Source organism: Antarctobacter heliothermus (genome assembly GCF_900188425.1).
GTDB classification, from domain to species: Bacteria; Pseudomonadota; Alphaproteobacteria; order Rhodobacterales; family Rhodobacteraceae; genus Antarctobacter; species Antarctobacter heliothermus.
This window is the reverse complement of sequence record NZ_FZON01000020.1, coordinates 55,779-75,301: the sequence shown is the minus strand read 5'-3', so window position 1 is coordinate 75,301 and position 19,523 is coordinate 55,779. Positions and strand designations below refer to the sequence as shown.

At 62.8% G+C, this 19,523-nt stretch carries 12 protein-coding genes; 2 read left to right on the top strand and 10 right to left on the bottom strand.

All coding sequences use genetic code 11. The features are described 5' to 3' along the window. Positions 1-368: 368 nt before the first annotated feature. Positions 369-5,327: a RecQ family ATP-dependent DNA helicase gene (locus tag CHB90_RS12180; RefSeq protein ID WP_245823234.1), complete on the bottom strand. Its 4,959-nt coding sequence runs from the start codon at positions 5,325-5,327 to the stop codon at positions 369-371. A 506-nt stretch (positions 5,328-5,833) separates the two neighbouring features. Beyond that, positions 5,834-7,375, bottom strand: coding sequence for a helicase HerA-like domain-containing protein (locus CHB90_RS12175; RefSeq protein ID WP_089278141.1), 1,542 nt, complete (start codon positions 7,373-7,375; stop codon positions 5,834-5,836). Between the two features lie 459 nt (positions 7,376-7,834). On the opposite strand from CHB90_RS12175, the gene CHB90_RS12170 reads away from it, so the two are divergent. After that, positions 7,835-8,437: an invasion associated locus B family protein gene (locus CHB90_RS12170; RefSeq protein ID WP_089278140.1), complete on the top strand. Its 603-nt coding sequence runs from the start codon at positions 7,835-7,837 to the stop codon at positions 8,435-8,437. Positions 8,438-8,528: 91 nt separating this feature from the next. Here the strand turns inward: CHB90_RS12170 and CHB90_RS12165 are convergent, their stop codons facing one another. Then, positions 8,529-9,497, bottom strand: a complete 969-nt coding sequence (locus CHB90_RS12165; RefSeq protein WP_089278139.1) for a DUF808 domain-containing protein — start codon at positions 9,495-9,497, stop codon at positions 8,529-8,531. 19 nt (positions 9,498-9,516) lie between these two features. After that, positions 9,517-9,906, bottom strand: a complete 390-nt coding sequence (locus CHB90_RS12160; protein WP_089278151.1) for a DoxX family protein — start codon at positions 9,904-9,906, stop codon at positions 9,517-9,519. A gap of 185 nt (positions 9,907-10,091) precedes the next feature. Here CHB90_RS12160 and gap point away from each other — a divergent pair, with 185 nt between their 5' ends. Further along, positions 10,092-11,096 (top strand): type I glyceraldehyde-3-phosphate dehydrogenase, encoded by a 1,005-nt coding sequence (gene gap / locus CHB90_RS12155; RefSeq protein ID WP_089278138.1) that lies wholly within the window; start codon positions 10,092-10,094, stop codon positions 11,094-11,096. A gap of 101 nt (positions 11,097-11,197) precedes the next feature. Here the strand turns inward: gap and CHB90_RS12150 are convergent, their stop codons facing one another. The 6 genes from CHB90_RS12150 to CHB90_RS12125 form a co-directional block, all read right to left on the bottom strand. Beyond that, positions 11,198-11,779: a YdeI/OmpD-associated family protein gene (locus tag CHB90_RS12150; RefSeq protein ID WP_089278137.1), complete on the bottom strand. Its 582-nt coding sequence runs from the start codon at positions 11,777-11,779 to the stop codon at positions 11,198-11,200. Next, positions 11,779-13,113 (bottom strand): sigma-54-dependent transcriptional regulator, encoded by a 1,335-nt coding sequence (locus tag CHB90_RS12145; RefSeq protein WP_089278136.1) that lies wholly within the window; start codon positions 13,111-13,113, stop codon positions 11,779-11,781. The genes CHB90_RS12150 and CHB90_RS12145 overlap by 1 nt, the downstream gene beginning before the upstream one ends. A 6-nt stretch (positions 13,114-13,119) precedes the next feature. Further along, complete coding sequence (locus CHB90_RS12140; RefSeq protein ID WP_089278135.1) at positions 13,120-14,880, bottom strand: sensor histidine kinase; 1,761 nt, start codon at positions 14,878-14,880, stop codon at positions 13,120-13,122. A 47-nt stretch (positions 14,881-14,927) separates the two neighbouring features. Beyond that, positions 14,928-15,593 carry a phosphoribosylformylglycinamidine synthase subunit PurQ gene (gene purQ, locus CHB90_RS12135; protein ID WP_089278134.1) on the bottom strand — a complete coding sequence of 222 codons (666 nt, stop codon included), beginning with the start codon at positions 15,591-15,593 and terminating at the stop codon, positions 14,928-14,930. 126 nt (positions 15,594-15,719) lie between these two features. Further along, positions 15,720-15,950: a phosphoribosylformylglycinamidine synthase subunit PurS gene (purS, locus tag CHB90_RS12130; protein WP_089278133.1), complete on the bottom strand. Its 231-nt coding sequence runs from the start codon at positions 15,948-15,950 to the stop codon at positions 15,720-15,722. 113 nt (positions 15,951-16,063) lie between these two features. Continuing rightward, positions 16,064-19,336 carry a right-handed parallel beta-helix repeat-containing protein gene (locus CHB90_RS12125; protein ID WP_089278132.1) on the bottom strand — a complete coding sequence of 1,091 codons (3,273 nt, stop codon included), beginning with the start codon at positions 19,334-19,336 and terminating at the stop codon, positions 16,064-16,066. Between the last annotated feature and the right edge of the window lie 187 nt (positions 19,337-19,523).

The following is a 19,523-nucleotide window of genomic DNA, read 5'->3' as shown; positions in this document are numbered from 1 at the left end:
TGGCTACACCGCATCGGGCCAGCTACCCCTGCGCAAAATAAGGGGGTCATTTTTGGGCGCCGATAGGGGGTCAGGATTGCGTGCCGATTGACAGAGGCGGCCATGCCGCCCCAGAAGATCAACCCAGGCCCTGTCGAGGGCCTGACCTGTCAGGGCTCCGGGACGCACGGGATCCACGACTTTGACCACGCAGAGTTCAACTTGTCGGTCGGGCGTCGCACAAAGACGTACTTGCAGATGGCGAGGCTGGTGGCGGACGTTTCATCCGCGTGAAGATCGGCCGCACGGGCGTGACCCGGGCGAACGAGGCCCACTCCGTGGCATGCGACATTCTGCTGCCGGAGATCAGGCGCGGCGTCGAACCGTTCCTATTCCAACACGATTTCCGGCAGTACGACGTCCCAACTGTCCCGCCGCAGCTTGGCGCGATGCTCTTCGCCGCTTTCATGGGCATGACGAGCGATAATCGCGCCAACCTCAGCAGCGACCACGCGCCGACCGTCCGGAATGGCCCAGCCGCCTTTCATGGTGATCAACGCGCGGCCTTGTGCGTCTCGGACCGACCAGCGTGCGCCGTCCTGCACCAACCGCACCGTGTCACCTGTCTGCGCCTGGGCGATGGCCGCAAGACCCGGATCGCCAGCACGCAGCCGACCGGCCCAGTCGATGAACACCTGGCTCAGGTCCGGCATCAGGTACGTCCGGTTCGGCGGCAAATCCCGCACATCAGGCAATGCTGCGAGCCGCCGCAGGATGTTGTCGCCCTGTGGCGGCAGGAATGCATGGGCGCCCTGGGTCATGACAGCAAGGCTGCGGCGCGCCCGGGTCATGGCGACGTAGAACAGACGACGCGGTGCATCGGGATCCTCGTTCCGTGATGGCCTGTCCCACCCACCGTTCAGGATCACCACGTCGTCAAATTCCAGCCCCTTGGCGCGATGTGCAGTCATCAGCAACACGCCGCGCTGTTCGCCCCGCGCATCGCGCGCCCATTCGCCAAACCATTCCACGAGATCGGGAACCGCGAACTGACCACCCCCGATCTCCTGCGCCAAAGCGGCAATGCCTTCGGCGATGAGATCCGACCAGTGGTTGCGCGGCAAGCTGTTCGACACCTCCAACAAATCTGTCACGTCCAGAAGACGATTTCGATCACGCCCGATGCGTTCAATGAACAGCCGCATTTCGCGCAACCGCCAGAGGCTTGGCAGACTTTCATTGGCCATTTCGACCGGGATGCCCTGCGCCTCGGCGTAGGCACGCACCGGGGCGAGTTGCCTCCAGTTCCGGGCGATGATTGCCGTACGCGACCAGTTCCATCCAGGTTCCAGCGCCGCCAGACGCTGCAATTCGTCCACCGCTGCGACGGCCTGCAAACGGTCACCCGGTGGACATTGGAGAAGGTGCACGCGCCCCTGCCCCACTGGATCGTATTCGGCCATTGCGCCGCCCGCAGCCACCTTGCGGCGCGTGCGGTCAATGGTGATGTCATGGCCGAGCTTCATCCGATCGGCAGCGCCGGTGATCACCGTGTTGGACGCTTCGATGATGTGTCGGGTAGAGCGATAGTTTTCGACCAGAAATTCTGGCTTTGCCCGATAGTCCTGTTCAAACTGGCGGATGAAACGGATCGACGCCCCGGCGAACGCGTAGATGTTCTGATCGTCGTCACCTACCGCAAAGAGGCTCAGCCGCATGTCCTCGTCGTCGATCGTCCGCCCGGCAACGGCCGCGATCAGTGCGTATTCTTCCGGCCCGATATCCTGATATTCATCAACGAGAATCCACCGATAGCCCTGGATCAAGGTTTCGCGCTGCGCTTCTGCCTCGGTCTTGCTCAGCCCCTCGCCGCTCAACTGGCGCACAGCCTCCATAAGGATGTTGTCAAAATCGCGGCTCTCCGCCTGCGATCCTGCGAAACTTGCCCCGACAAGACGCATGGCCATGGCGTGACAGGTGGACACCGTCACGCCAAACGCCTCGTCGCCGATCAGGTGTCGAAGTCGTGCGCGGATTTCCACTGCTGCGTGGCGGTTGTAGCTGAGGACGAGGATACTGTGCGGATCTGCGCGGCGGACACGGATCAGGTAGGCGATGCGATGTACCAACACCCGCGTCTTGCCCGACCCTGGCCCGGCCAGAACCAACACGTTTGTGGCATCGCGATCATCGGCGACAATCTTCTGCTGCAAGGGATTCCCCAGTGCCTCGACAACGGCCTGCCACGACTTGCCCGTAGTCTGGTGCTTTACCTCGGTTGTCTTGCCCTTCATCCAGCGACCCATGAAGGCATTCTGGTCCAGAGCAAAGTAATCCTCGGACAAGCGAACGGCATTGGGCATCGAGTTCAGCCCGGTCTCGGCATAGGCCGCCATCACATGGGTCTGCACCGTCTGTTCGTCGTAATGCTCTTGCAGTGGCGCGAAGTCCTTGACGAGGAACTGGCCTTTTCCGGGTGCCAACTGAACCGTCATCGCAGGCCGGAACACGGTCAAACCCTTGCCAAGCGTCACCACATCCTGCTCGTGCAGCCACATGAGCGCGCGGTCCATAAGCCGTGTCATCTCATTGACCTGTCCCCGCAAGAGCGCATCGCCCGTCAGGCTCGCCAGCAGATCGCCCAGCGTCGTCTGGACCTGCTGATCCTTGCCGCGTTGGCCTTTTGCAAGCCGCCCCAGCAGATGCTCGACCAGCGCCTCTCCGGCCTGCCTGCGCAACGCGGCCGACTGTTCCAGCACCGACCACGACCGTTGCAATGCCACGAAAAGTGTATGGCGCGAGGCCTTGCGCAGCCGCACATTGCCTTTGCCACCGTCTAGATCACGGCCGTCGCGCGCCATGCCGCGCAGCAGCTTCTCGACCACATCGGGGCGAACGTGACTGTGCCCGTCATCCCGCAATTTCTGGCAGGCCAGTTGCAGGTTGAACGGCGTGCTGACCTGATCCTCGGCATCCGGAGCCTCTTCCAGCATCAGGGCGATCAGATCCGTTTCCAACCGTGTCGCCTGTCCCAACCGTTTGCGGGAATCGTCCGTCACCCCGGAATGCACGAATACCGTCACCGCCGTATCATTCTGCGCGATTCCCAGGGTTTCGAGATCGGCCAATGCCTTGGTCAGTTGCCCGCCTGTCAGGCCGCTGATGCCGGTCAACTCATCGGTGGAAATCCCCTCGTCCGGCGGCGCGTTCATCAGATGGCGGACAATACCTATCAACTGCGTGCGCCGTGTGCCGGTGATCTTCGCCTTTTCCAGCCGCGCATCGGCCTCGTCGATGGTGCGAATCCGTAGCGAGGACGGAAAGACCTGCACCCGGTTTTCCTCGCGGGTCAGCAGCCTGGCCTCTTCAAGCCAGGAGATCGCGGTCCTGACCCGCGTGTCGTCCGTGGCGCTTTCACGCTGGAATTCGCGGTCATGCTCCTGCCGGACGATCTCACCCGAGGTCGCCACGACCGTTCCGGTGCTGCGGGTCCGCGCGTCCATGCGCCGAACGGCCTTCAGGATCGCGCCGATCTCGCGCCGATCCAGCCGGGACCGCGCGGACAGCTGGAACTGGCGTTCCACATCATCCGCTGCAAACAAGAGCACGCAATTGGCATGATCGCGGTCTCGCCCGGCACGGCCTGCCTCTTGCAGGTAGTTCTCCAATGATCCGGGCATGTCGCCATGTACCACAAGTCGGATGTCCGGTTTGTCGATCCCCATGCCAAAGGCATTGGTGGCCGCGATGACCCGCAAATCGCCGACGCGGAACCGCTCCTGAATGGTTTTCTTCTCATCGGGTGTCAGGCCGGCGTGATACCGTTCGGCAGAAAGCCCCTGGTGTTGCAGGAACTGCGCCACATCCTCTGTCGCCTTGCGTGTCGCGCAATAGACCACAGCGCCCGACGCACTTTCTGGCGGCAATCGCTGTTCGATGACCTCGAGAATATCCGCCAGCTTTGTTCGCTTTCCGGTCGGACGCACCTCGAAACTCAGGTTCGTTCGCGACGCCCCGCCATCCAGCAGCAAGAGAGTCGCCCCAAGACGCTGGTGAAAGTGGTCACGGATATCGCGCACGACGTCGGGCTTGGCCGTCGCGGTCAGGCAGATCACCGGAACCTCCTCCGCATCGCCTGCCGTTTCCTTGATGAACCGCGCAATGTAGCGATAGTCGGGACGGAAATCATGGCCCCACTTCGAAACGCAATGCGCCTCGTCCAGCACCCATAGGCCAATCTCGCGCTGCTTGAGGACGGAGCGCACCGAAACACTGCGCAACTGTTCGGGCGAAATCAGCAGCATCGCGGCCTCGCCCATGCGGACCTTGTCGAGGGCGTCCTGCCGTTCGGGCAGCGACAGCATCCCGTTTACCGTGACCGCCGAGGAAATGCCCGCGCGTTCCATGCCCGCAACCTGATCGGCCATCAGCGCGACCAGCGGCGAAATGACGACCGTCAGCGCGCCGGTCCTGTCGAACTTTGCCAACGCCGGGATCTGATAGCAGACAGACTTGCCGGTTCCGGTCGGAAGAATACCCAACAAACTCTGTCCACGCATGCCTTCTTCGACGATGCGTTCCTGCAATGGGCGGCCATCTGCGTCCGCAGGTGTCGGGCGGAACGACTCGAATCCGAACCAGCGTGACAGGGCCTTGACCGGATCGCTCCTTTCCCGACACCAGGCGCACTCGGGTGCATCGCAGGTCGTATCGCGCAGGCGTTTGAGCAGGCGCGCCGCATCGGGGAACTGCATCCGCACCCAAGGCGGCATGACCGAGTCGCCGCCCGCGACCGATATCCACGCAAGCGCATAGGCCAACGGCCACCCCATGAAAGGTGAGGCAATCTCGTGCAAGACATCCTTGGTTGCTTGCGTACAAGCCTGCCCTTCCAGCAATCGCCAGATCACTTGCCGGGCCTGCCCTGAGGATGGGGAATCGGCGCCGCGCACATGACAAAATACAGCGTCAAAGCCGAGATCACGTTCCCCACGCGTCGTAAGGTAGTGGTACGCGGCAACGGCATCCGGGGACGTTGCGTTCAACGCGCGGAAAGCCCCCAGTTGGTCAGCCAGCACGTCAAACACCAGACGTGCATCCGCCTCGGGGTCGTTGACGTGTCCGGCCACAAGCCGTCCATCTTGGTAGTGCTTGACCAGTCGGTGGTAGGGATTGCGCGGAAAGGCCAGCGGATTCAGCCAGAGCGTATCGATCGGCGCGTCGGAGAGTCGGGACAACCGGGGCCGCAGGGCTGCCAGATGCGGCAGATCATGGCGCAGGATATTGTGCCCGATCAGGTGTCGGATTTCGCCAAGTTCGGCTTCGAGTCGATCCAGCGCTGCTGCCATGTCTCCCCTGTGACAGCGGATTGCAGGTGTCTCGTCACACAGCACCGCCGCCAGATCGAAGATCCGCGCCGTTTTCGGATCGACTTCGAGGTCAACGGAGAGGCAATGCGCCAGAAAGGGATCGGGTTGTTGGACGGCCTTTGGCAGGGGACACCGGTGAAGCTATTCAAATCAAGAACATATGTGACCCGCCGCACCTGTCAGGGTCAAGCAAGAGGCGAAATTCACGCGAGATGGACGCATGTTCTGTGCCTCCCATGCACCGACCGGACAAGATCTCAAACCCATCGGCTTTGACGCGTATTCTACTGGGTTTTCCGCGGGCCGGGCCCTCAATTCCGAACCACCTGGTGGGGTTTCCCAAAACGCCCGTCACTCCATGTCGGTTCAACAGTGACACGTCGACGGCGACAGCATGTGTTCATCCTGATGCGGAACGGCACCCGCGGATGCGTACACCCGGTGCGCGCAGATCTGTCTAACCATCGTGAAATCAGGTTGCCCGTCTACCGACCCCGGAACAGTCCGCCAAGGACACCGCGGACGATGCGCCGTCCTGTGGTACCGGTCAGTTCCTTCATCACAATGTCGCCCATCGCCTCGCCAAAGCTTTTGCCGCGTCGCACGGGTTTGGAGGTCGACCGGCTGACCCGCGTGCCAGAATAGCGCCGTCCGGCACTGTGGTCACGGGCTTGCGCCTCTGCCTCTGCCTCGGCGCGTTCGGCCTGTTCTGCGGCCTGTGCCGCCTTGTCGGCGCGGGCGCGCAGGATCTCATGGGCCGAGTCGCGGTCCACCGGCGTGTCGTATTTCCCGGCCTGCGGCGAGGCATCCAGAATAGCACGCCGCTCTGCGGCGGTGATCGGGCCCAACTGCGACGATGGCGGGCGGATCAGTGTGCGTTGCGCCATGCCGGGCGCGCCCTTGCGTTCCAGAAATGAGGTCACCGCCTCCCCCACACCCACCGTGCGAATGGCCTGTTCGATATCCAGCGCCGGGTTGTCACGGTAGGTTTCTGCCGCCAGTCGCAGGGCGCGTCTGTCGCGCGCGGTAAAGGCGCGCAACGCGTGTTGGACCCGATTGCCAAGCTGTCCAAGGATGTCCTCAGGGATATCATCAGGCGATTGGGTGACAAAATAGACACCGACCCCCTTGGAGCGGATCAGGCGCGCCACCTGTTCCACCTTGTCGACCAGCGCCTTGGGTGCGCCGTCAAACAGCAGGTGCGCCTCGTCAAAAAAGAACACCAGCCGGGGTTTGTCCGGGTCACCGACCTCTGGCAGTTCCTCGAACAACTCTGACAGCAGCCACAGCAGAAAGGTCGCATAGAGGCGCGGACTGTGCATCAGCTTGTCGGCAGCCAAGATATTGACCATGCCACGCCCGTCCGGGGCGAGCCGCATCAAGTCCGCCAGCTCCAGCGCCGGTTCGCCGAACAACCCGCCACCGCCTTCGTTTTCCAACACCAGCAGCCGGCGCTGAATCGCCCCGATCGAGGCCACGGACATGTTGCCATAGCGCAGCGACAGATCCTTGCGGTGTTCCCCCATCCAGACCAGCATCGAGCGCAGATCATCCAGGTCGAGCAGCGGCAGGCCCTCTTCGTCGCTTAGGCGGAAGGCGATGTTCAGGATGCCCTCTTGCGCCTCGGACAGGTCCATCAGCCGCGACAGCATCAGCGGCCCCATCTCTGTCACCGTGGTGCGCACCGGATGGCCCTGTTCACCGAACAGATCCCAGAAACAGACCGGAAAGGCGTCATAGCTAAAGGTGTCGAAACCTATGGTCGCGTTGCGGTCCATGAAGGCGCCGTGCAGTTTGTGCGTTTCGCTGCCTGCAAGCGCCAGACCGGACAGATCGCCCTTTACATCGGCCAGAAAGACCGGAACGCCCGCAGCGGAAAACCCTTCGGTGAGGATTTGCAAGGTGACGGTCTTGCCCGTGCCCGTGGCCCCCGCCACCAGCCCGTGACGGTTGGCGTATCCCAGATCGAGATACTGCTTTTCGCCATGATCCGTCCCGGCGCCGCCAACGAAAACTCCGTTCCCCATGCACTCTCTCCCTAGGTCGCGTGACAGGAACATACATCCTTAACCAATTGATGCCAGTGTGTTTCCTGTTCGGGACAACATGTCCTCTCCTGTCCCGGACTGACTTCCTCCCTGTCAGACTGGCCGCGCCCTTGGGCGCGGCTTTTTTTGTGGGCTGAAAATTCGGAAGATGCCGGAAAAGAACATGGAAATCCCTGTTGACCACGCGCAAGTCTTCTTTTAGCGTCCCCTCAATAACAAAGTCGGCCGGTCCGACAGGGAGTGAAATGGAAAAGGGCCCACGGGCCCTTTTCCTTTTTTCGGACCGAATCACAGGGGCACGTCGCGTTTCCCCTCAAGCAGCCGCAAACACGCGGCGATCCGCGCATCAACCCAGCGTCAAGCAACATTTCTGTCCTGACACTGCGCCTGACGCGTGTTAATCGAACCACAGCCAATGACCGGATTTTAGAGGACATCATGAAAAAACCGCTTATCCTTTTGTCGTTGATCGCCTCGCTGGGCGCTGGTGCGGCGTACGCCCAGTCCGCCGATGGCGGCGATCCGCCCGCAGGCACTGGCCTTGATCTGGGCGAGTCGGTCCAGGTGACTCCGCCCGCCGCAGGCGCCGCGGATGTGCCAGAGCCCTACGTCAAGGAAGTCCACAAGGACTGGACCGTGCAGTGCCTCAAGGTCGCCGACGACCGCGAGATCTGCCAGATGTATCAGTTGTTGCAGGACGAGGACGGCACCAAGCTGGCCGACGTCTACATCTTCAAGGTCAAGGATGCGGGTCAGGCCGTCGCTGCCGGTGTGTTTACCGTGCCGCTGGAAACTCTGCTTCCAGCCAAGTTGACAGTTCAGGTCGATACCCGCGATGCAAAGCGGTATGACTATTCGTTCTGCAATGCGCAGGGCTGTTTCGCGCGCGTCGGCTTTCTGGCTGACGATGTCGAACGGTTCAAGGCCGGTAGTGAGGCCCGCGTGATGTTGGTGCCGATGCTGGCGCCCGAGCAGCCTGTCACCCTGTCGATGTCGCTGGCCGGGTTCACCGCCGCGTTCGAACAGACCACCGCGCGCTGACACCAGCCGCCATTGCGAAATGCCAAACGGCGCGTCCTTCAGGGACGCGCCGTTTTTGATTGCCCGGCGATAAGTGCGTGGAACAACCCGTTCAGTGCGCCTTGGCGGTGCCATCCCCGAACAGGCGCGCCCAGACCGGCGCGATCAGTTTTGTGCCAATGGGGATCAGGACCAACCCGACCAAGAAGCCGATGACAAAGTCGATGCCCGCGGTCACAGCCCATTCCAGCAGGCCGTTGCCCTGCCCCAGCGCGACGGCGGCGTGATGGACTGTCTCCTCTGGCCAGTGCCAGCCCATCTCGTGGCTGGAATGCACAATGATCGACCCCCCGACCCAGAGCATGGCCGCCGTCCCGATGACGGACAGCGCCTTGAGCAACCAGGGCATGAATTTCACGATTACCCGCCCAAATCCCTGCGTCGCGCTCAGCCGTCCGTTCTGGCTGAGCCACAGGCCGACGTCATCCATTTTGACGATGATTGCCACCGCGCCATAGACGAGAGCCGTAATCATGACCGCAACAACCGCCAGCGTGGCCGCCTGCATGGCAAAGTTCGGGGCGTCGATCGCAGACAGAGAGATCACCATGATTTCCGCCGACAGGATGAAATCGGTCTTGATCGCGCCTTTGACCTTGGCCTCTTCCAGGTGCAGCGGGTCGCCGACATCGTGGCTGCCGTCCGGACCGCCGGAATGGTCGTCATGCTTCATCAGCACATGCACGATCTTTTCCGCCCCCTCAAAACTGAGGTAGCAGCCGCCCAGGATCAGCAGCGGCCAGACCAGCCAGGGGGCAAAGGCCGCCATCAGCAGCGCGGCGGGCATCAGGAACACCAGCTTGTTGATGATGGACCCGCGCGCGATGCGCCAGATGATCGGCAATTCCCGCGCCGGTTCGAATCCCTGAATGTATTTCGGCGTCACCGCAGCGTCGTCGATCAGCACCCCCGCCGTCTTGGACCCTGCCTTCATCGCCGCCGCGCCGATGTCATCCACAGAGGCCGCCGCCACCTTGGCGATGGCCGATACATCGTCCAGAAGTGCCAGAAGTCCACTCATACCGCTTCTCCTGTTCCGTTTAGTCGGACCCTAGTGGCTTGTCCGCAAACCGCAAGCGCCACGCCCCGCCGCCCTGCACCGCCAGCACAAGGCAGCCGCCCGCGATGGCCCAGTTCTTGACAAAGATGCTCATTTGCCATGGATCGTCCGGGATCAGGTGGAAAAAGGCGGTCAGCGCGCAATACCCTGCCAGCGACAGCGCGACGGGGCGCACCGCCACCCCCAGTATCAGCGCCAGTCCGGCCAGGGCGTTGTAGATCAACGCCGGCCAGACAAGTGCCGCAGACCAGTTCCAGCCCGCCAGCAATGCCTGCGCAGCCACCGGATCAACCACCTTTTGTACGGCTCCGGCCAGAAAAAGCATCGCAATCAGGCACCGTCCGGCCAGGCTCAAAAAGTTTTCAGACATGTGCCACTCATAATTTTGCATCCCCTTGCCGAACAATAGAGCAAACGCGGCATGAAGGTTAGCGCCACCACGGGCAACCTTGCCACATTTAACGCTAACATGCTGTTTCGCTTCGGATATTGCACTTTGCAGATGCAGCAACCCTGCCTATACGAAGACCCGACAAGTGTTATCAGGAGGCGCGCATGACCGTCACTATCGGGATCAACGGATTTGGCCGCATTGGCCGATGCACTTTGGCACATATCGCGGAATCGGCGCGCAACGATGTTCAGGTGGTCCGGATCAACGCTCCGGGGCCGATCGAGACCCATGCGCACCTGCTGCGGTACGACAGCATTCATGGCCGCTTTCCCGGCGATGTGACCGTCAAGGATCAGTCCATCGACCTTGGCCGCGGCCCGATTGACGTGATGTCCTCTTACGAGCTGTCCGATCTCGACTGGAGCGGCTGCGACGTGGTGCTGGAATGCACCGGCCAGTTCAATGACGGGACCAAGGCCGACGCGCATCTGGGACGTGGCGCGAAATCGGTGCTGATCTCTGCTCCGGCCAAGAACGTGCAGCGCACCGTGGTCTATGGCGTCAACCACCGCGATCTGGTCAAGGGGGAGGTCATGGTGTCCAACGGCTCTTGCACCACCAACTGTCTCGCGCCGCTGGCGAAGGTGCTGGATGAGGGCATCGGGATCGAATCCGGCATCATGACCACGATCCACAGCTATACCGGCGACCAGCCGACGCTGGACCGGCGGCATAAGGATCTGTATCGCGCCCGGGCCGCCGCGATGGCGATGATCCCGACCTCGACCGGGGCCGCGGCGGCGCTGGGTGAGGTGCTGCCCAACCTGACGGGCAAGCTGGATGGATCGGCCGTGCGGGTGCCGACGCCGAATGTGTCCGCCGTTGACCTGACCTTTTATGCTTCGCGCGATGTGACCGTTGAGGACGTGAACGAAGTGGTGGCAGAGGCGGCGGCGGGGCGGATGGGGTCGGTGCTGTCCTACGATCCCGAGCAAAAGGTTTCGATCGATTTCAATCACACCACCCATTCCTCTGTCTTTGCCCCCGACCAGACCAAGGTGGTGGGCAAGCGGATGGTGCGCGTGCTGGCGTGGTATGACAACGAATGGGGCTTTTCGGCGCGGATGGCCGACGTGGCCGCCGCGATGGGCCGCCTGCTGCATTGAGCCTGTCCACGCGTGGACAAGACGACGCCTCTGTAAGATCAATGGCTTACAGAGGCGCTTTTACGTTTGGTTAAGATTTCGCCCTACCGCAAGTCCGCAATTCAGCGGTCGTGCATCCCCTTGCCTTGCAGGATACGGGGCGCGTGTTTGTCGATCCGGGCGACCCGTGTCGCGGCCTGCTTTGCCCCGGAGAAATGCAGCACATAGCCGCGCCTGCGTCCGGGGGTCAGCGCCTCGAAGGCGGTGCGAAACGCCCCATCCTGATCCAGCCTGTCGGTCAGTTCCTGCGGCGGGTCGAGATCATCCTTGGCGAAATGGACCGTCTTGCCGGATTTCTCGACCGCGATGGCGCGGGTGACATAGGTGCGGATCTGGTCGGCGCGCGCCTCGATTTCCTCCACCGATTGAAAGCTGAAATACTTGGAGGCGCGCGAATTTGGCCCGGTCAGGATCAACGCGCCCTCTGGGTCGTCGATCAGCGTGCCCTTGAAGAACGCCAGCCGACAGCCATCGGAATAGCCGCCGATGATCGACACGTTGGACCCGTCAAACGTGTAGCAGGCCTGCCCCCATTTCAGCGCCTCGACCAGCGGCGTGGCGGTGAGAATGGACCGGAGCGCGCGCTTTTCCGCGCCCCAGACCGGATCTGCAAAGACCGTTTCCAGATCCCCCGCGCGCGGCATCAGAGGTAATCGGCGCGGGCCAGCCCGTATTTGGCCATCTTTTCATTCAGCGTCCGGCGCGGCAGGCACAATTCATCCATGACGGCCGAAATCGAGCCCTTGTGACGGCGCATGGTGTTGTCGATCAACATCCGCTCAAACGCCTCGACGTATTCCTTGAGCGGCTTGCCCTCTGTGGTCATGACCGGCTGCATGTCGTCATGATCGCTCATCAAAAGCGAGGCGATGGTGCCTTGCCCCCGACGCGATTGCAGCACCGCACGTTCCGCCAGATTGATCAGCTGGCGCACGTTGCCGGGCCAAGGAGCCTGCAACAGTTGCGCCGCCTCTTGGGCCGACACTTTGGGTGCTTCACAGCCGTACTCATCCGCGTAGCTTTCGCTGAGGCGGGTGAACAGGGTCAGGATGTCCTCGCCGCGCGCGCGCAGAGGTGGCACGACGATCTTGAGCGCGGCAAGGCGGTAATACAGGTCGGGGCGCAGCGCCTGTTCGCAGGTGCGGCCCTCTTCCTGAAGGTTGGAAATGGCGACGATGCGGGTTTCGGGCGGGGTGCCCTGATCATTGATCGCCGACAGCAGACGGGCCTGCGCGGCGTCTGACAGCACCTCGATGTCCTCCAGCACCAGAGTGCCGGCGCGCGCCTCTTCGATGGCGGGCAGGCGTGTGTCCTCTGGTTGCATCGGGCCGAACAGCCGGGTCATCAGCGCGTCTTCGGGCAGCGCGCCACAACTGACCAGCGTGAATTTCTTGCCCGCCCGCGCGCCGACCGCGTGCAGCGCGTGCGCCACCAGCGTCTTGCCGGTGCCGGTTTCGCCCTCGATCAGGACGTGGCCATCGGCCTGCCCCAGATCAAGGATGTCCTCACGCAGGCGTTCCATCGCCCCGCTGGCGCCGATCAGCTTGGACATGATCTGTCCACCGTCGCCCAGTTCACGTCGCAGCGCGCGGGTGTCCAGCGTCAGACGGCGCGCATTGGTGGCCTTTTTGGCAAGGTCGGACATGCGGTCGGGATTGAACGGCTTTTCAAGGAAATCGAACGCGCCAATGCGCATCGCCTCAACCGCCATCGGCACATCGCCGTGGCCGGTGATCATGATGACCGGCAGCGCGCTGTCCGCGCCCATCAGCTTTTTCAGGAACTGGATGCCGTCCATGCCGGGCATCTTGATGTCCGAGATCACGATCCCCGGATAATCGGCGTTGAGCGCGCCAAGCGCCTCTTCGGCGCTGGAAAAGGTTTCGGTGTCATAGCCCGACAGGGCCAGCCACTGGCTGATGGACTGGCGCATGTCCTGTTCGTCATCGACGATGGCGATCTTCATTGCATTGGCCATGGCACGTTACTCCGCTGCTTCTGTGGATTCGTTCAGAACGGGCAGTTGCATCTCAAAGACGGCGCCGCCGTCCTCGCCATTGCGTGCGGTCAGCCGCCCGCCCAGTTCCGATACGATACCCGATGAGATGGCAAGGCCAAGGCCCACGCCGTCACCGGGCAGTTTGGTTGTGTAAAAGGGTTCAAAGAGCGATTCCAGATCCTCGATCCCGGTTCCATTGTCGCGCACGGTCAACGTGGCGGTTTCTCCCGCCGCGAGGATGATGTCGACCTGCGGGTCGTCCACCGACTTGGTGGCGTCAAGCGCGTTGCGCAAGAGGTTGACCAGAACCTGTTCGATGCGCATGCGGTCGCCCATGACGCGCACCGGCCCGTCTGGCAGGATCTTGGTGATCTTGACGCGGCGGGATTTCAGTTGCGGCTCCATCATGGCAAGCGACGAGGCGAGCGCCTCTGACATGTCAACCGGGCTGAGCTGTTCCTGCCCCTTGCGGGCAAAACTCTTGAGCTGGCGGGTGATGGCGCCCATGCGTTCGATCAGGTCGTCGATGCGGTGAAAGGCGGACAGCGCCTCATCGGGGCGGTTGCGGCGCAGCAGCAGGCGCGCGCCCGCAAGATAGGTTTTCATCGCCGCCAGCGGCTGGTTCAATTCATGGCTGACGGCGGCGGACATCTCGCCCAGGGCGGCGAGTTTGGACGATTGCGCCAGCGATTGTTCGGCCACAGCGAGGTTTTTCTGCACCCGCTCGCGTTCGGCGATTTCGCGGCTGAGGCGGGCGTTGAGGGCGCGCAGTTCGGTGGCGTCGCGCTGGAACAGGGCCATGCGGATCGCGGACTGGCGTGACAGTGCGTAGAACACCAGTGCGGCCAACAGGGCAAAGCCCATGATTTCCAGCGCCAGCACCGCGTTCACCCTCTCGCGCACCGAGGTGTAGGTGGTGAAGGTGGTCAGGGTCCAGTTCTGGAACAGGATCTTGCCGTCGATGCGCATCACCGCCTCACCGCGCAGGTAGGCGTCGGCCTGTTGGGCGGTCCAGTCGGCGGTGGCGCGGATGGCGCGTTCTATGGCGCCCTCTGCCGGTTGGCGTTGCAGCGCGGTTTGCAGGGTCAGCCCGCGCCAGCGCGGTTCGGTCGACAGGATGATCTTGCCTTCGGAATTGGTGACGATGACCGCGTCGGTGATGCGGGCCCAGTCGCCCTCAAACTTGGCAAGGTCGACCTCGACCATGATGACGCCGACGGTTTCGCCGCCGCTTTCCATGCGGCGGGCGTAGGTAAAGCTGTAGTTGCCGGCCTCTTGCGCCAGCGCGGTGAATACGGTGGTGTTTGAGCGCAGGGCGTCAAAGAAATAGGCCGCCTCGCGGTGGGATTCGCCCAGCCGGTTGCGGTCGGTGGCGGCGACAGCGCGCCCGTCGCGGTCCAGCAGCATCAGCGAGGCGGCCCCGATCTCATCGGCGAAGGAAATCAGGCGCTGCGAGCTTTGCGAAAAGTCCTGTGAGTTCAGCGCGGAGATCAGTGCCGGGTCGCGAGCCAACAGTTGCGGCACAATGGCGTTGCGGCGGATTTCGGACAGCAGGTTGCCGGAATACAGCGCAAGACGCAGTTCGGCGCGGTTGCGCGTGGTCTCTGTAAAGCGTTCGGTCAGCAGCCAGTTGGTGATCCAGACCGTGCCCACGGCGGTCAGCAGCAGCAGGACAAGCGCAATGCGCGCACGGCCCGAAAACGGTCCGGCGCGACGCAGACCAGATCTTGAGCCACTTGTTGCCATATCGTACAGAATAGGGCGCGCGGGGCCGACCCTCAAGGCGGGTCGGATCAGGCGGTGGTCAGGGCTGCGGTCAGATGGGCGAAAAGGCGCGCACCATCCTCATTGCCATGCGCGGTTTCGCTTGCGCGTTCGGGGTGCGGCATCATGCCCAGCACCCGGCGGTTGGACGACAGCACCCCGGCGATGTCACGCGCCGAGCCGTTGGGATTGTCGGTGTAGCGAAAGGCGACGCGGTCTTCGGCCTCAAGGCTGTCGAGCGTGTGCGGATCGGCAAAGTAGTTGCCGTCATGGTGCGCGATGGGCAGGGCGATATCGGTGCCTGTGCCGTACCCTTCGGTATAGACCGACCCCGCCTCGACGCGCAGGCCGATGGTGCGGCAGATGTATTTCAGGCCGGCGTTGCGCAGCAGCGCGCCGGGCAGCAGGCCGGTTTCGGTGAGCACCTGAAAGCCGTTGCAGATGCCCAGCACATAGCCGCCGCGATCGGCATGGGCCTTGACCGCGCCGACGATGGGCGCGTTGGCCGCAATGGCCCCGCAGCGCAGGTAGTCGCCAAAGGAAAAGCCGCCGGGAATGCCGACGATATCGATACCGTCCGGCAGGGCGGTGTCCTTGTGCCAGACCATAGCGACCTGCAAACCGGCGCGTTCAAAGGCGCGGGCCAGATCGCGGTCGCAGTTGGACCCGGGAAACACGATGACGGCTGCTTTCATGGGTTCACTCCCTGGGGCTGGCAGGCGGATGCGCCCTGCCCTAACGGCCTTTGCCCCCTGCCGCAAGCCTGCGGCGCATCCGGGGCCACCCGTCCCGTGACACACGGGGCGCGCAGGTCCACGAGTCTAGAGACTCTCGATGCGGTAGCTCTCGATCACCGTATTGGCGAGCAGCTTTTCGCACATCTCACCGATCTTTGCCTCGGACGTTCCGTCGGCCAGATCCATCTCGATGACCTTGCCCTGACGGACAGAGCCGACGCCGTCGAACCCCAGCGCGCCAAGCGCATGGCGCACCGCCTCACCCTGGGGGTCGAGAACCCCGTCCTTGAGCATCACATGCACGCGCACTTTCATGATCGTCCCCTTGGTTGCCTGCGGCGCAGGAAACGCATCGCGCGCGAGAATGCAAGCGCAAAGAAAAACGCCGCCCCCGAAGGGACGGCGTCACAGCCTGCCTTGCGGCCTGCTTATTCCTTGTTGCCGCGGCGGATCACGTTGCCGGCGTCGGCCTCGATCCGGAAGGTGCCTGCGGTGTTGCCCGTGAGATCGTTGTTCTCATAGGTGCCGCCGCCACCTTCGCGGACGCGGATCGCCTCGTACACGTTTTGCGAGATCGTGTTGGAGCGGACAATCGGCGTGGACGCGCCCTTGACCGAGATCCCGTAAAAGGCGTTGCGGAAGATCTCGTTGTTTTCGATCACGCCCATGCCGCCTTCGTGGATGTACATGCCCGACTGCTGACCGTCGCGCAGGATGTTGTCAAAGACCGACGGGTTGGCGTTGGTCTTGATCTCGATCCCGGCATAGGCGTTGCCAAAGATCTCGTTGGCGGTGATCCGCGAGATCGCCCCGTCCGAGGTCATGATGCCGCCCTGCTGGCCGTCACGGATCGTGTTGCCGGTGATCAGCGGATTGTCAGCCGCCTTAACCTCGATCCCCGAGAGACCGTTGTTGTAGACAGTGTTGCCCTCATAGTGGCCCTTGCCGCCTTCGTTGATGAAGATACCCGAGCCGCCGCCATCGCGCATGGTGTTGCCGGTGACATAGGGGTCCGCGCCTTCCTTGACCTCAAGACCTGCCAGGCTGTTGCCGTAGATCTCATTGCCTTCGATGGTGGCCCGGCCGCCCTCGAACATGAAGATACCGCCCTGCGCGCCGTCGCGGATGGTGTTGCGGCGGATGGTGGCATCGTTGTTGTCACGGATGGCCAGCACGGCCAGTCCCTTGGAGCTGAGAACGCTGTCTTCGAGGATCAGCGATCCGGCGGCGATGTGGACGTTGAAATACTTGCCGCCGTCCTGAAGGATGGTCATCCGGGCAATCCGCCCCGAGTCCGCTGTCCAGCGCACGGTATTGTCCTCGGCCACCTTCAGCACGATGTCAGACACAGGACCGACCCCGACGATTTCCAGTGGCTTCGACACGTCGATGCCACGGGTGTAGGTGCCGGGATAGACCTCGATCCGGGTGTCGGGATCAGCGGCGGCCACGGCGTCGGCCAGATCGCGGTAGTCACCGCCACCCGATGCCTTGACCGTCAGGACGTTGACGCTGAGGTCCGGCTTGGGCGTGGTTGTGACCTGCCCCGGCACTTCGATGTTGCCAATGCGGATCACGTTGCCGGCGTCGGACTCGATGCGGAAGGTGCCCGCGGTGTTGCCCGACAGGTCGTTACGCTCATAGGTGCCGCCGCCGCCTTCGCGGACGCGGATCGCCTCGTAGATGTTGCTGGCGATGGTGTTGGAACGCACCAGCGGGTTGGAGTCGCCCTTGACCGAGATCCCGTAAAAGGCATTGCGGATGATCTGGTTGTTTTCGATCACGCCCTTGCCGCCTTCGTGGATGTAGATGCCGGACTGCTGACCGTCGCGCAGGATGTTGTCATAGACCTGCGGATCGGCGCCGGTCTTGATCTCGATCGAGGCATAGGCGTTGCCGTAGATCTCGTTCTTGGTGATGCGCGACACCGCCGCGTCAGAGGTCATGATGCCGCCCTGCTGGCCGTCGCGGATGGTATTGCCAGAGATCAGCGGGTTGTCGGCGGCCTTTACCTCGATGCCGGACAGGGCGTTGTTGAAGACGGTGTTGCCCTCATACCGGCCCTTGCCGCCTTCGTTGATGAAGATGCCAGAGCCGCCGCCATCGCGCATGGTGTTGCCGGTCACGACAGGGTCGGCGCCTTCCTTGACCTCAAGCCCTGCGAGGGAGTTGCCAAAGATGGTGTTGCCTTCGATCAGCGCCTTGCCGCCTTCGAACATGAAGATGCCGCCCTGCGCACCGTCGTGGATGGTGTTGCGGCGGATGGTGGCGCCGGTGTTGTCGCGGATGGCCAGCACGGCCAGTCCCTTGGAGGTCAGGTCGCTGTCCTCGATGATCACGGATCCGGCGGCGATATGGACGTTGAAGAACTTGCCGCCGTCCTGGTGGATCGAGATGTTGGCGATGCGCCCGCTTTCGGCGGTCCAGCGGACGGCGTTGTCCTCTGCCACCTTCAGCACGATATCGTTCTTGTTGCCGACACCGATGATCTCCAGCCGCTTCGACACGTCGATGCCACGGGTGTAGGTGCCGGGGTAGACCTCGATCCGGGTTCCGGGATCGGCGGCGGCGATGGCGTCGGCCAGTTCGGAATAGTCACCGCCCGACCGTTTGACCGTCAGGACCGGCCCGCCGTGCTCCTTGGGTTTGACGATGTCGGTGTTGTCCGGCTTGACCGGGATGCCGCATTCCCGTTCGATGATGCGCTGCGCCATAGAGGCAAAGGTGTGGTCTGCGCAGTCTGCAGCATAGGCCTCATAGCCGGCACAGCCGAGGATCTTGGCCTCGGCCCACATGGCCGAACAGGCGTTGACCTGCGGTTGAGGTTGCGGTTGCGGTTTGGGCGTGGTGCCGGTGACCACCGGGCCGCTCGAGGCCTTGAGCACCCGGCTTTGCGGCAGGATGCGGGTCATCGGGATCGCCATGTTGAAGCCAGAGCGGCTGTCGCCCGCGTGGTGCAGACCGACGACGCGCTTGTCGGACAGGCGAATGACCGGCGAACCGGAGTTGCCGCCCAGCGTGTCACAGCTGTGCATCAGCTTGCCCTCGGCCGAGATGGCGGGGTTTGCCGCCGCACAGCCTTCGCGGCTGATGTGCATGGCCTGGCCTTGCGGGTGGCCGATGATCCAGAGAAATTCGCTGTCTTCCGGATCCTCTTCGGCGAGTTCCAGAATCCCGTATTTGGTCGACGGATTGCCGAAGACGCGCAGGACGGTGTAGTCCAGCTCACGGTTGGTTTCGATGATCTGCGGACTGACGGTGTAGCGGTCGACCCCTTCAGAACTGCCGGGCTTGACGAAGCCGGCCACAAATTGCGCCGCCTGCACGCCGCTGTCGCGGCCCGTGGGGTCGCCGTCCATGCCGGGGATGCAGTGGTGGTTGGTCAGGATGTGTTGATCATCGACGATGAAGGCCGTGCAGAACGCGGTCTTGCCGTTGGTGAACAGCATGTCCAGACGACCGATCGGGCGGCCCAGTTTCATGATCGGGCTGGTTTCGCCGTATTTGATGATCGGTTCGTTCTGGTAATCTCCAAAGGCCTGTTCAAAGACCAGACCATCCCCGCCAGCGGACTGGCGCGGCTGAATGATGATCTTTCCGAAATCCGTTGGATCGAACTCGGCCGGAGCGGTTTGCGCGGCGGCTTGGCCGCCGGCGACTGCTCCTGCGCAGAGTGCAAGTGCTGATATGAGTAGACGCATGACAATGTCCCCGTTGGCAAGAATACTGTTTGAGCGTACCGTGAGCGCGCCCCTGCCGCCAAGTAAAGAATTCCTTGCCTTTCGGACAGAAATGGCACGGTTGGCGGGGGTTTCCGGACACAATTGCGAATTTTTCCACAATGGAAACAGTCGCCGGACCGATGGCGCGGTGCGCAGCGCGGGGTCG